At 32.8% G+C, this 14,528-nt stretch carries 13 protein-coding genes; 6 read left to right on the top strand and 7 right to left on the bottom strand.

The genetic code is table 11. From position 1 onward, the window contains the following. Positions 1–41: 41 nt before the first annotated feature. The 3 genes from JJE11_RS04800 to JJE11_RS04790 form a co-directional block, all read right to left on the bottom strand. Positions 42–641, bottom strand: a complete 600-nt coding sequence (locus JJE11_RS04800) for a nitroreductase family protein (RefSeq protein ID WP_291633172.1) — start codon at positions 639–641, stop codon at positions 42–44. A gap of 75 nt (positions 642–716) precedes the next feature. Further along, positions 717–1,163 (bottom strand): MarR family transcriptional regulator, encoded by a 447-nt coding sequence (locus JJE11_RS04795; RefSeq protein WP_291633170.1) that lies wholly within the window; start codon positions 1,161–1,163, stop codon positions 717–719. Between the two features lie 103 nt (positions 1,164–1,266). Next, complete coding sequence (locus tag JJE11_RS04790; RefSeq protein ID WP_291633167.1) at positions 1,267–2,169, bottom strand: DUF1847 domain-containing protein; 903 nt, start codon at positions 2,167–2,169, stop codon at positions 1,267–1,269. Positions 2,170–2,301: 132 nt separating this feature from the next. Here JJE11_RS04790 and JJE11_RS04785 point away from each other — a divergent pair, with 132 nt between their 5' ends. The 4 genes from JJE11_RS04785 (at position 2,302) to JJE11_RS04770 (ending at position 7,104) form a co-directional block, all read left to right on the top strand. Further along, positions 2,302–2,940 (top strand): methyltransferase domain-containing protein, encoded by a 639-nt coding sequence (locus tag JJE11_RS04785; protein ID WP_291633165.1) that lies wholly within the window; start codon positions 2,302–2,304, stop codon positions 2,938–2,940. Positions 2,941–3,128: 188 nt separating this feature from the next. After that, on the top strand, positions 3,129–5,267 hold the full coding sequence (locus JJE11_RS04780) for a DUF5714 domain-containing protein (protein ID WP_291633163.1): 2,139 nt from the start codon (positions 3,129–3,131) through the stop codon (positions 5,265–5,267). A gap of 28 nt (positions 5,268–5,295) precedes the next feature. After that, positions 5,296–6,582 carry an FAD-dependent oxidoreductase gene (locus JJE11_RS04775; protein ID WP_291633161.1) on the top strand — a complete coding sequence of 429 codons (1,287 nt, stop codon included), beginning with the start codon at positions 5,296–5,298 and terminating at the stop codon, positions 6,580–6,582. 345 nt (positions 6,583–6,927) lie between these two features. Further along, positions 6,928–7,104 (top strand): hypothetical protein, encoded by a 177-nt coding sequence (locus tag JJE11_RS04770; protein WP_291633159.1) that lies wholly within the window; start codon positions 6,928–6,930, stop codon positions 7,102–7,104. A gap of 145 nt (positions 7,105–7,249) precedes the next feature. Here JJE11_RS04770 and JJE11_RS04765 read toward each other — a convergent pair whose 3' ends face one another. The 3 genes from JJE11_RS04765 to speE form a co-directional block, all read right to left on the bottom strand. Next, the gene (locus tag JJE11_RS04765; protein WP_291633157.1) at positions 7,250–7,426 is read right to left on the bottom strand and encodes a hypothetical protein; all 177 of its coding nucleotides are present in this window, start codon (positions 7,424–7,426) and stop codon (positions 7,250–7,252) included. A gap of 332 nt (positions 7,427–7,758) precedes the next feature. Continuing rightward, positions 7,759–8,406 (bottom strand): hypothetical protein, encoded by a 648-nt coding sequence (locus JJE11_RS04760; protein WP_291633155.1) that lies wholly within the window; start codon positions 8,404–8,406, stop codon positions 7,759–7,761. A 187-nt stretch (positions 8,407–8,593) separates the two neighbouring features. Further along, positions 8,594–9,466, bottom strand: coding sequence for a polyamine aminopropyltransferase (speE, locus tag JJE11_RS04755; RefSeq protein ID WP_291633153.1), 873 nt, complete (start codon positions 9,464–9,466; stop codon positions 8,594–8,596). Positions 9,467–9,987: 521 nt separating this feature from the next. On the opposite strand from speE, the gene JJE11_RS04750 reads away from it, so the two are divergent. Continuing rightward, positions 9,988–11,820, top strand: a complete 1,833-nt coding sequence (locus tag JJE11_RS04750; RefSeq protein ID WP_291633151.1) for a UbiD family decarboxylase — start codon at positions 9,988–9,990, stop codon at positions 11,818–11,820. Positions 11,821–11,877: 57 nt separating this feature from the next. Here the strand turns inward: JJE11_RS04750 and serS are convergent, their stop codons facing one another. Continuing rightward, entirely contained in the window at positions 11,878–13,155 is a 1,278-nt protein-coding gene (gene serS / locus JJE11_RS04745) for a serine--tRNA ligase (protein WP_291633149.1), read from the bottom strand. Positions 13,156–13,660: 505 nt separating this feature from the next. Here serS and JJE11_RS04740 point away from each other — a divergent pair. Further along, positions 13,661–14,528 (top strand): hypothetical protein (locus tag JJE11_RS04740; RefSeq protein WP_291633148.1); only part of this gene is annotated, 868 nt, incomplete at its 3' end.

Here is a 14,528-nt window from a genome sequence, read left to right as displayed (position 1 = left end):
GATCAGGGGTATCATTATTTATTGGTTAGCTAAAGTACATATTATTTAAATATGATAATACGCTCTTCTAATGGTTGGAACTGTTTTTCATCAGCTTGAGCTGTTGGTTTTCCAAATGGCATTTGTGCAATAAGTTTCCAGTTGTTTGGCACGTTCCATTCTTTTTTTACCTCATCCTCAATGAGTTCGTTATAGTGTTGTAGTGATGCACCAAAGCCCTCAATTTCTAAGGCAGTCCATATAACGTATTGGTGCATTCCACTTGATTGCTGGGACCAAACAGGGAAATTGTCCTTATAAAGCGCAAATTGACTCTGAAGGGATTCGATTACAGTAACATCTTCAAAGAATAAAACTGTACCATATCCATTATGAAATGAATTTATTTTATCCTCAGTAGACGCAAATTGGTCTGCAGGAATTATATTCCTTAAAGTTTCTTTTGTAATATCCCATAATTTATCGTGATGTTTTTCTAACAATAAAACTACTCTTGCACTTTGAGAATTAAATGCCGATGGTGTATTCTTCACGGCATGCTCAATAACTTCTTTAATTACCTCATCTGTTGTTACCTTTTCTTTACTAATTCCATAAACCGAGCGTCTGTCCGCTACAGCAGTGTAAAAATCTTTTTTCATATTATTATTCCTCCAATTTCATTCTAACTATATTACTAATTAGTAATAAATAGTCAAATTATATGGTGTACATATTTATACACCTGATAATTTTTTTAATAAACTTATTAAATTTTTCTTTTCCTCGTATGTTAAGTTGCTAAAAATTTCATTTATATTTTCTAAATGTTTTGGGAATATATCACTTATGAGGTTTCTTCCTTCCTCAGTAATACTTATTAAACTAACTCGTCTATCCTTTGGATCAGTGCATCTCTTAACGAGATTTCCCTTAACTAAATTATCTATAACAACAGTCATATTCCCACCCGTGGAAAGAATTTTATCTAATATTTCAGATACTCTTAAATCTCCTTTATGATACAATATCTCAAGTACTGCGAACTGTGAAACTGTTAAGCCTCCCTCTTTGATAGTTTTATATTCTCTTTTGTGAACACTATGACTAGATCTACTTAATGCTATTAATGCTTTTAAATTTAAATCTACTAATTCTCCATAAGTTTTTTTTTCTTTATCCATACTAATAATATAGTACTAACTAGTACTATTGTCAAATATTTTTCTCATTATCATTTTAAATAATTATTTTTAATGGTTACTACTTATTCTTAATGATATTTGATTAACTACGTAGTTTCCTTTTGTAACTAGAATACCCTTCACTTAGACTTTTAACCGTTTTATATCCTTTTAAAGATAGATACATTGCAGCATATACAGATTGAATCCCATCATTACAGTAGAGTATTATTTCTTTATTTTTATTTGGAATAATACTTTTATAAACAATAGGTAGTTGTTTCAAATTTATATTTAAGGCACCCTCTATATGTTCGGTGTTATAGTCCTCTCCCCTTCTTAAATCTATGATATAGGTAGTTTCTAGGTATACCTTAAACTTTAAATTTTCCTTAAGTTCTTCACTTTTTATGATGTTCATATTATCAGTAAGCTGCTCTAGAAAAATATCCTCAGGTAACTTACCCTCATATAAAGCTAAAATAGGGTTATGTCGTAGTACTCTATCTTTAACAATAAAGGTAGTAAAATCAACCTTAAGCTCCTTTTGAAGTAATATATCGTGGCCAAGGCAGAGTCCCATTATTATTAAAAACTGGGCACCACTTTTATTTAAATAATATGCCTGCCCTAGAGGATTACAGGAAACTATTTGCTTTTCTTTAGCTTTATTTACTCTACTTTCACTTATGCCATCCACTGTACAAGCCACCATTAAGCATTCAAAACCATCCTTTGTTAAATATTCTTTTAGTTTTACAGCCTCCTTGTCCATGCTATAACAATAGGCTATCCCTATCTTGCTATATTTACTAGCTTTACAATAAAAAGCTATCTCCTCCAATCTATTTAGTTTTCCTGCCTTACCATTATCTACAAGTGAAGATGCTTTTATTATATATTCATTGTTCTCAGCTTCTTCATACCTATCAATATAAACTTCACTATTGTCCACGCAAGGCAACAGCTTACGGCAACTTTTAGAGATACAATTAGTACAATCCATGTGATCAACTCCTATTTATTCTTTTATTTTTTTCAATATAAATTTCAAGTAAGATCTATAAAAATCCATTAATTTATGTCTTGTATTTATTAATTCTTAATGTTATTATATACCCACAGGGGGTATGTCGCAATGGATAATTCTTTAGAAATTAAAACAAAGACACAAAAAAGATATACAGAAGAAAGTAAAAGTAGCTGTAATCTAAGTTGTGGAAGTAACCTTGATTTTTTACATATAAAAAAAGGTGAAATAGTTCTTGACCTTGGTTGTGGACGTGGCGAGGATACAATTCAAGCTTCTTTATTAACTGGACCAAAAGGGATAGTTCATGGTCTGGATATCACTGAAGCAATGATAAATAAAGCAAAAATACGAGCTAAGGAACTAGGAACCCAGAATGTTGTTTTTACCCTAGGAGACATAGACGCTTTAAGCTATGATGATGAAAGCATTAATTCTGTCATGAGTAGTTGCGTTATAAATCACGCTAAAAGTAAGGTGCAGGTTTATAAGGAAATATATAGAGTTCTTAAACCTTCCGGCAAATTTGTTATATCTGATGCTGTAACAAAATATCCACTTCCAGAAGAGGTAAAAAATGACCCAGAGGCTTGGGCGGAGTGTTTCGGAGGATCAATAACTGAAGAAGAATATCTAGAAAGTATTAAGTCTGCTGGTTTTGAAAATATTGAGATACTTAAACGTAGAGAGTATTTAAAAAATGGATATGATTTTATTAGTCTAACTATACTAGCCTATAAAAATTAGTTTATTTAAGGAGGTGATTTCATGAAAAAAGTAACTAAAAAAGCTGAAAAAAAGGCTTGTTGTTCTAAGTTTATAACAGCACAGTGCTGTTCAAAATCTTCAAAAATCGTTGCTGGATGTCACGATTAATAATTTAAAATAAGGCGGCAATAGTTGCCGCCTTAAATTATAATAATGGAGGAATATTAATGATTCTTGCAAAAAATAATATACTTGTGAAAATAGAAGCTTCAAAAACGCCTGAATATGCAATACTAAACCCTATTTCAGGGAGCTTTGACATAATGAATGAAAATGAGCATAATATGCTTTTAGATTTAGAAAACGAGATAGATGTAAATAGTGAATTTAAAGATTATATGGTAGAAAGAGGCTATGTATATAATAGTTTAGTAGATGAAACAAAAGTTATAGATTCCGCCTTTAAAGCCTTTAACCAGGAAATCGATAATTCAATGGTTCAACTAATGCTTGTGCCAACTTATAGCTGTAATCTTGCCTGTACATATTGTTTTCAGCATGGCATAGACGGAAGGCCTACTTTGATATCGAAGGAAATAGTAGATGCTTTCTTTGATCATGCTAGAAAAAGATTTAAAGGTGGTACTCAAAAGCCTTTTATAACTTTATTCGGTGGAGAACCACTTATAAACTCCCCAGCTCAAAGAGAAATAATTGAATATATAGTAGATAAATGTGTAGAAGATGATTATGAACTCTCTGCGGTAACTAATGGCTATGACTTTGCAGAGTATGTAGATATTTTAAAGAGAGCTAAGATAAAAGAAATTCAATTTACTTTAGATGGTTACAAGGAAGTTCATGATAGCAGAAGAGCCACTGCCAATAAAAAGGGTACCTTTGATAAGATTGTAGCTGGCATGGAAGCTGCGGTAAATAATAAGTTCCCAGTGAATCTTAGGTCTGTTGTAGACACTAAAAACATAAAAGATATGGTCAATTTGGCAGAATTCCTTGATAGTAAAGGATGGCTTGATTTGCCACCAGAACTTTTTAAAACACATATAGGAAGAAATTATGAACTGTTTGAGTGTTATGCAAAACCACAGCATCTTATGACACAGATTACATTATGGGGTGAATTCGCATTAATGAGCAAACAATACCCTGTGCTTTCAAAGTTTCATAGACCTGATTTCAAGGGTATCCGTCACCTTGTAGATACTGGTGAAATGTATATGGCTACCTTCGATACCTGTCCTGCTGCCACTACTGAATGGGTATTTGACCTAAACGGAGACATCTATGGTTGTACAGCAAGTTGTGGGAGGGAAGAATATCTCCTAGGGAAATTCTGGCCGCGAGTTGATCTCAATAACAAAGCTATAGAAACTTGGCAAAACAGAAATGTTTCTACAATTCCTAAATGTAAAAACTGCAGCTATGATGCTTTATGCGGTGGTGGATGTGGAGTTGTGGCAGCTAATCATAATAATGGAGAAATACTTTCACCGGACTGTCGGCCAATACAGGAACTGCTAGACCTGGGAGTCAATTATTATATAGATGAAATTAAAGCTATGGAAGAAGAAGTTGAAGAAGTTGAACTAATAGAATCACCCGAACTAAAATCAGAAAATAGTAGCTGTTGTTCCTGTGAACCAGATGAAATAAAATCAGGATGTGTAATTTGTGAGGGTAAGCTTATTTATACTCCAGAGACCTTAACCCTTGAAAAATGTATGATATGTGGTTCGATTATAGAAACAAATGTTAAATGTGTTAATGATCACTTTGTTTGTGATAAATGTCACAGTAGTGAAATCCTTGGAGTTGTGGAACAAATTCTCCTTGAAAGTAGCCTCCAAGATCCAATCAAACTCGCTGAAAAAATTTTTGAATTAGCTAATTTAAATATGCATGGTCCTGAGTACCACAGTATTGTACCAGCAGTTTTAGTAACTGCCTATCAGAATAAAACTGGTAATCGTCAGGTTTCAAAAATAAAGGAAGCTATAAGACGAGGAAAAGATACAAAGGGTGGAAGTTGTGGCTTTAACGGAAGCTGTGGAGCAGCTGTTGGTACAGGAACTGCAGTTTCTATCATAGAAGGTGTAACTCCAATGTCAAAGGCGCAGCGAAGCAATGCAAACCTTGCAACAGGATATGCACTAATTGAAATTAGTAAACACGGTGGTCCAAGATGTTGTAAACGGGATTCAATAACTTCTATAGAATCCTTTATAAATACAACTAAATATTTTAATGATATGGAAAAGACAAATTATATTTGCAAACAATATAAAAATAATAAGGATTGTATTGGCATTAAGTGTCCTTATTTACCTAAGAAAAATATGCTATAGTTTATGAAATTTGAAAGGATGTTTATATATGAGTGAAAAAATACCCCACATTAATTCAGAGGAATTTACTAAAGAAGTTCTTGAAAGCTCTAAACCTGTGATTATTGATTTTTATTCAGAAGATTGTGCTCCTTGTGAGGTTCTTGCTCCAATATATGAGAAGATGGAGTCTAAATATGGAGAGCATATAAAATTTGTAAAAATGTTTAGGCAGGCAAACAAGGACTTTGCAAAAAGTATAAATGTAACTAGTAGTCCTACTGTACTTTTTTATAAGGATGGAAAAGAAGTTGGATTAAGACTCAATGGGTTTTTGAATAAGCCTCAAGTTAGAATTGCTATTGAAGAAATACTTGGCGAGGTACTTCCTAATGAAGAAACAAAAAGAGTGGATTGCGATGTGTTAATTCTTGGTGCTGGCGCTGCAGGTTTATCCTCTGCTATTTACTCTTCAAGGGCTAAGATGAAAACTGTTATTGTTGATGAAAGTGTTCCTGGAGGTCAGGTAGCAGCCACCTATCATATTGCAAATTATCCAGGTACTCCAGGGGTTGTGAAAGGAAAAGAAATAATAAAAAACATGAGAGAGCAAGCTATTTCTTCTGGAACAATTATTGACGATTTAAAGGAAATATCTGAAATAAATTTAAAGGGTAACATAAAATATCTTCGTACTGAAGATACTGAGTATTATGCAAAGGCAGTGATTATTGCTTCTGGTGCAAAGCCAAGATCACTTCCTGCTGAAAATGCTGATGAATTTAAAGGGAAAGGTATTCATTACTGTGCTACCTGTGATGGATCAATGTATGAGAATAGAAAAATTGTAGTGATTGGCGGAGGTGACTCTGCAGTAGAAGAAGCCGTATTTTTAACTAGGTTTGCTTCCCATATAACTATAATTAGCAAATATAGTTTTTTAAAAGCCTCAAAAACTGCACAAGAAGGCGCTCTTAAGAATGAAAAAATTGATGTGATTTGGGATTCTGAAGTTTTAAAAGTTAATGGTGAAGGTCATGCACTTACTAGTGTAGTTATAGAAAACCAAAATACTAAAGAAGTTTCAGAAATACCTACAGAGGGAGCATTTGTGTACATCGGAACTGAGCCTATGTCAGCAATGTTTAAGCATCAAATTACTGTAGACAAGTTGGGGTATATTATTGCTTCTGAGGATACTAAAACAAATGTTGAAGGTGTATTTGTAGCTGGTGATATAAGAACTAAACTCATACGTCAGGTGGTAACAGCTGCTTCAGATGGTGCAGTTGCAGGCATAATGGCTGAAAGATATATAGTTAGCCACAATTTTTAAAATATTAACAAGTAAAATCTGTCCACATATGCTTTCATATTATATAAAAACTACTAAAATCTGGATACTAAATCCAGATTTTTTATATTTTTAGAATGCTTTTAGTTTAACTTACCATGTAAATATATTGGTCTAAAGCTTATTTTTAGAACATACCTTATAAAATACAGTCTAATTGTAAATGGATATTCTTAAAGATGGCAGAAGTGTACAATACAAGTATAGTAACGGTTGAAGATCGATGCATAGAGCATAAATTTCCGGACGTGAAAATTAAACCGGTTGAGTATGTTTCGATGCATATATATAGTAAATTAAATCTATATATATAGGGAGATAGAAACTATGACTACTGGAATTACTCAAGCTATTAAGGAATTGCAACAAGCCGAACAGAATTTTGAAAATGCAGCCCCTGAGTTTATTGATATTGCAATAATACAGTTATTAGCTGCAAGAATGAAAGTTGATATGATGTATGGTCTAAGAAAACAAAATGAACCTACTCCAATTGAACCTTGAACCTAAACCACCTAATGTGAAGCTGAATACCTAAAATTGTACTTTTAGATTATTCAGCTTCTTTTTTATTGAAAATTTTCAGTTATTATCTTAAAAATATTTGAGTAATTGGGGTATACCATCAATTCAATTATGAAACAGAATTCTATTTTTTCTTACGACCGTTAAGTATTAAACCACCCGCAACCATTATAAGTATAAAAGATATAGTATCAACAATATTCTTATTTACATTAAACTTGAAAATTGATTGTGCGATACCATAAAATATAAATATAAAAGCTATTGCCATTGCAAAAATTTGATACCTTTGAAATTTCATTTTGAACACCCCCCCTAGAAAGTAGAGTAAAAATCTTCAAATAGATTAATCCTCATAAATATCGTAATATTCCTCTCCTCAATACTTTTGAATAAGCTAGCTATACTAATAAATTAGAATTACTTTTTACTTCTTATTATATCATTTATATATCCTTAAATAATAGTAGCAAGGGAATTAGTTGATAAATAAGCAGACAACACCACTCCCGCATTCTTAATATACTACACAGTTAAATACTTACAAGAATAAAGAGCACTCAGCTTAAATTTCATGTAAAAAAATCACGCTAGGATAAGCGTGATTTTTTATTAAATATATAATTTTCTATATTATCTTTTATCTTTTTTTGACCATAATTTTAATCCTACAAGCAACCCAGCCCCAATTGTAGATGCAATGCCTGTATATATTGCTACTTTACCTGGGGTTGTTTTATTTTTGGGTATTTTAACTTTGTTATGATAATCTTCCATCAAATTTTCATACTGCTTCTTGTTGATATTTCCTATACCTATACCCATAACTTCACACTTCATTCCAGCAAAATAATTGATTTTTTCTGAAATGTAACAGTTAAATGTATGTATTTTATGAGGTGTTGAACTTCCATCATTCCATAATTCAACTCCAAATAATTCTTCATATATAAATTGGTGTTGAAAAATAACTAAAGAGTAAATACCCCGTTTTGAGTGATATACATTAATAAATCCATTTTTTGCAATTAGATCGTCAATATGTCCTTTGTATAAAACTAAAATATTTTTAGATGAATTTTCATTCTTGATCTTATCAAATAATTCTCTGCCATCAAATGAATAAAATAATTCAACAGTAGTAATATTATTCTTCACTAATGCTAATTTGATTATCTCAAGATATGAATCAATGTATTGTATATCTTCAGGGAGTTTATCTTTATAATCATTTATTACTTTTTGAGTTTTCTTATTAAATATGCCATTGATAAGTTCCATTTTTATACACCTCACTTCTTCCTTGTAAGTTAAGTTTTGTTAGTTTATAATATGTTGCCCTCTTTGTTTGTTTAACATAACATATATTATTACTACTTAAGATTCATTTCTAACAGCTTTTATTTATTTAACGTTATCTAATATGAAAATTTTCAAGGTATCATTCATTTTAAATCATCCCCTACTTCTATTTTAGATCGCTAATAAAATTCGGAAGATCAAAACAAGATTTAGCTATTTTCTTTGTTAAATAACGAGTTTCTTGTGGCAATCTATTTACATCCATATTGATAGGGTCATAAACATCCGAAGCCATTGTAAAACTCCATAATCCTCCTGGATAAGTGGGAACAAATGCTATATATGTCCTTACAAATTTAAAGTTATTCTTTAATATCTTTCTTGTATTCTCAATTATATTACGGTGAAGCATTGGCGATTCACTTTGACATACCATTACTCCGTCAGAATTTAATGATTTCTTTACATTTTTATAAAATTCTTCTCCAAACAAATCCTTTGCAGGACCTTCTGGATCCGGTGAATCAACCATTATTACATCATACTTAATATCAGTAGTCTTTACATATTCAACCCCGTCTCCGAATTTAAAATTTATTCTTTTATCAAAATCAGAAACTCCAGTTATTTGCGGAAGGTATTTTATGCATTCTTTTGTTACTACTTCGTCTAACTCCACCATATCAATTGTCTCAAGCTCATCATACTTTGATAATTCTCTCACTGCTCCACAGTCTCCTCCACCAATTACCAATACATTTCGCGGATTTTTATGAGTAAGTACTGGAATATGAGTAATCATCTCATTATATATGAAACCATCTGCAGAAGTCGTCTGCATTACCCCGTCAAGCACAAGGCAAGGTCCAAATGCAGCGGTGTCAATCAAAGCTACTTCTTGATAAGGGGATTTTGAATATGAAAAACATTTATTCATTTTATAAGTTATTTTCAAATTTTTTTTCTCAACTTCAACTTCCTCAAACCATAGTTCATTATCAATTTCTTTAAAATACTTTGGCAATTCATTCGTTTTCATAATAATTCCTCCAATATAATAAATATATCTATCTTTTAATTAAAAGTTCCGTTATCTTATCCTAACATTATAGATTTTTTAAATCTACCATTAAATTTGTCAAAGAAACCTTTATTATATACTAATAAAATAACTATGTCGAAGATTTTGTTTTATGTATGTGAATACTTTTACGGCTTTTCATCATTCATTATCTCCTATTATAATGATTTGATCAAATTTTTGCTACTAAATTCTTTGCATACGTTTTTCATTTATATAAAGGACATTCAAGTAAATAACAAGTCAGTATACAAGTCTATTACACGACATACTTTGCCTACAGAATTTGATGATAGTATAACTATAATCAGCTGCAATTTCATTATATGAAATAAAATTGTTATAGACTGCTAAGAATCGTATATAATATAATTGATGTTAGTAAAATTGATTCTAACTTTATGGAGATAAATCTAAATTAACTAAAGGTATTAAAATGTGTATAATTAAATTTTAATAAAGAAATGAGGATTGAATAAATGTATCATAGTTTGGAAGAATGTATTCTTGATTTAGAAAAAGCTGGCCAATTAATTAGGGTACATGAAGAAGTTGACCCGAACCTTGAGATGGCAGCTATACATATGAGAGTTAACGCAGCTGGTGGACCTGCACTCTTATTTGAAAATGTTAAAGGCTCGAAATTTAGAGCGGTATCAAATTTATTCGGGACACTAGAGAGAAGTAAATTTATTTTTAGGAATACGTTAGAGGCAACAAAAAAAGTGATTGCGGTACGCAATAATCCAATGAGTGTACTTAAAAATCCCTTTAAACATTTAAGTACAGGATGGGCAGCTTCAAAGGCACTACCCCTTAAAAAAGCGAATAATAAATTGACTGGGTTCAATGAAATACAGATTTCCGACATTCCACTTATTCACCATTGGCCAGAAGATGGAGGGGCTTTTATTACTTTGCCTCAAGTTTATACAGAAGATCCACAAAAACCTGGAATTATGAATAGTAATTTAGGAATGTATCGTGTTCAACTTAGTGGCAACGATTATGAAATGAATAAAGAAGTAGGTTTGCATTATCAAACGCACCGTGGAATCGGCATTCATCAAGAGAAAGCAAACAAACTTGGTGTTCCGCTTAAAGTAAGCATCTTTATAGGAGGTCCTCCTGCCCATACGCTAGCTGCCATCATGCCCTTACCTGAGGGACTGAGTGAAATGACCTTTGCAGGACTCCTTTCAGGACGTAATTTTCGTTACTCTTATGTTGATGGTTATTGTATTAGTCTCGATGCTGATTTTGTCATTACAGGTGAAATTCATCCAGGTGAAACAAAACCGGAGGGACCTTTTGGTGACCACATTGGATATTATAGTCTTATTCATGATTTCCCTTTAATGAGGATACATAAAGTATACGCGAGGTCCAAGGGAATATGGCCATTTACAGTTGTTGGTCGTCCTCCTCAAGAGGATACTTCTTTCGGTAATCTCGTCCATGAGTTAACAGGTAATGCGGTAAGGTATGAATTTCCTGGTGTGCGAGAAGTCCATGCTGTAGATGCAGCGGGAGTTCATCCATTGCTATTTGCCATTGGAAGCGAACGATACACACCGTACCAAAAGGTCAAACAACCAGCTGAAATTCTCACCATCGCCAACCGAATTTTAGGAACAGGGCAAGTTAGTCTAGCTAAATATTTATTTATTACGGCTGAAGAAGATCAACTATTGGATACCCACAAGGAGATAGAATTCTTAACATATATACTTGAACGAATCGATCTTCATCGTGACATCCATTTTCAAACGAATACAACAATTGATACTCTTGATTATTCGGGAACGGGTTTAAATACAGGCAGCAAAGTGGTAATTGCCGCCTGCGGTGATAAAAAGAGAAATTTATGTAGTGATGTGCCAGAACAATTGAAAGATTTACTAAATTTCAAAAACCCAATTTTAGTAATGCCAGGGATTGTCGCCATAAATGGGCCCGCATTTTCAAGCTATGAAGAAGCGCAAAAGCAATTAGACGAGTTATGCTTAGAAGTTAAATCAAAAGGTGCGATGCCAACATGTCCAATGATTATCCTTTGCGATGACAGTTCATTTATGAGCTGCTCACTTGAAAACTTTTTATGGGCGACATTTACGAAAAGTAACCCTTCACATGATATTTATGGTGTTAATAGCTATTATGAAAACAAACACTGGGCCTGTGATAATATGATCATTGATGCACGAACGAAACCGCACCATGCTCCTCCATTAATTTCTGATCCTACAGTTGAAAAGAATATCGAACGTTTCTTTGCAAAGGGATCTAGCTTAAGCAAAGTAGTTTTGTAACTATATATGCAAAACAGCAGCGCATCAATTCTTTAATTGAATACGCTGCTGTTTTTATTATTTAATCACTGTCATGCCGCCCATATATGGCTGTAATTTAACTGGAATGTTTACAGAACCATCCTCATTTAAATTATTCTCTAAAAAGGCAATTAACATTCTTGGGGGTGCGACTACGGTATTGTTTAATGTATGTGCAAAGTATTTTCCATTTTCACCATCTACGCGGATTTTTAGACGACGTGCCTGTGCGTCACCCAAGTTAGAACAGCTTCCTACCTCAAAATATTTCTTTTGTCTAGGAGACCAAGCTTCTACATCCACAGATTTTACCTTTAAATCTGCTAGATCACCTGAGCAGCACTCTAAAGTCCTCACTGGTATATCCAAAGTACAGAATAAATCCACCGTATCTTGCCATAACTTGTCATACCACTTCATACTGTCTTCTGGTTTACATACAACAATCATTTCTTGCTTTTCAAATTGATGAATTCGATATACTCCTCTTTCCTCCAAACCATGAGCTCCTTTTTCCTTTCTAAAGCAAGGTGAGTAGCTAGTGAATTTTTGAGGTAAAGATACTTCTGGCAATATTGTATCTATGAATTTACCAATCATAGAATGTTCGCTAGTTCCAATCAAATATAAATCCTCACCTTCGATTTTGTACATCATAGCATCCATTTCTGCAAAGCTCATAACTCCAGTTACAACTTCACTACGAATCATGAAAGGTGGAATACAATATGTAAATCCGCGATCTATCATAAAATCTCTCGCATAAGAAATCACAGCCGAATGAAGTCTCGCAATATCACCCATTAAGTAATAAAATCCGTTACCAGCAACCTTTCTAGCACTTTCCAAATCAATACCATTAAATTTACCCATAATATCAGTATGATATGGAATCTCAAAATTAGGTACAAAAGGATCACCATAACGCTGAACTTCCACATTTTCACTATCGTCTTTACCAATTGGAACACTTGAATCAATTATATTTGGGATAATCATCATAATTTCTCTAACTTTTTTTTCTAGTTCACATTCCTGTATTTCGAGTGTAGCTAAATGTTCTGAGTCTACTGCAACCTGTTTCTTCATTTCTTCTGCTTCTTCTTTTTTTCCCTGAGCCATTAAGCCACCGATTTTCTTTGAAATTGCATTTTTCCCAGCTCTTAAAACCTCTGCCTCCTGCTTTGAATTTCTGAGCTGCGTATCCAACGCAATTACTTCATCTACTAACTCTAGCTTATTATCCTGAAACTTATTTTTTATGTTTTTCTTAACAATTTCTGGATTTTTCCTTACAAATTTTATATCTAACATATTTTCCCTCCTAATTTTTGTAAATAATATCGTTACTTTTAAATCAAAAAATAAAAAACTCCCTCCCTTATATAACTGGGACGAAAGTAATCCGCGTTGCCACCCAAATTGCTGGTCTTTAATAAGAACCAACCACTCAAAAGTAGGATAAAGGGTACTAACCTTTCGATTTATCATCGACAGCTCCAAAAGTGGAAAGACCTAAAATTTCACCAATTTTCACCAACCATTGGCTCTCTTACGAAATTTATAAATCGTAGCTTTTATAGTCACTGTTCTTTCATATTATTATCATGGATTAATCATGGATTAATTATACATATATATATAGTTATTTGCAAGTTAAGACTTATTGTTTTCAGGTACACCTTTGCTATTGTTGATGAACATTAGTGGAAAATTTAACAGTAAGTTCATAAATTTGTCACGTAGATGCCTTACTAAAAACTTATATTTATGTAATGAGAATATAAAATATTTAATTTGATTTAGAGGAGGTATTTACATGTTAAAAAATAAATTTTATCGTACATTACTTGTAGTAGGTATTACAGGGAGTTTAATAATTTCAACTGGTGTTGTTGCATTTGCATCATCTACTAAATCAACTACTACACCAAAAACTAAGATATCTAGTAAGTCATTTGGTAAACATCAAGGAGAAGGTAATGCTTTTACACTTAAAGGCGACAAGCAAAGGGTCAATCCATTAGTATCTGTGTTAAAGGCGCAAGTTACTGCTGGAACTATAACTCAGGCCAAGTCTGAAGCAATAACATCATTCTTAACAACTAAAGAAGCGGCAGAAAAAGTAAAAATGGCTGCAGAAAAAACTAAATTAGCTGCTATGACCGTTACCGAAAGACAAACATATATGGAAGCTAATAAACCTATTAGAGAAAATATTATAACTGAACTTGTGACTGCAAACCTTTTAACTCAAGATCAAGCTACTAAAATTAAAGCCGCAATGCCACAAAAAAACGAAGACAGAAAAGATAAGGGTGGTCAATTTGGTAGGTCAAGTCAAGGTATGAAGCAGGGTAATCCTTTAGCCGCTATGTTAAATTCACAAGTTACTGCTAAAGTTATCACTCAAGCGAAGTCTGATCAAGTAACAGCATTTTTAAAAACTAAAGAAGATGCTGAAAAAGCTAAATTAGATACTATGACTATTACCCAAAAAGAAGCTTATATGAAAGCTAATAGACCAGCGCATGAAGATATATTTGCTGCTCTTGTAACTGCTGGTATTTTGAATCAAACTCAAGTAGATAAAATAAAAGCTTCAATGCCACAAAGATCTGAAATGGGAAATTGGAATGGACAAAGATCCTCAGGGGCACCTACAAATATTACTACAGCTACTGAAG

Source organism: Clostridium sp. (assembly GCF_016650095.1).
In the GTDB taxonomy this organism is placed as follows: Bacteria; Bacillota; Clostridia; order Clostridiales; family Clostridiaceae; genus Clostridium_AD.
Note: the sequence above shows the minus strand (reverse complement) of the source record. Positions and strands in the feature narration are given on the sequence as shown.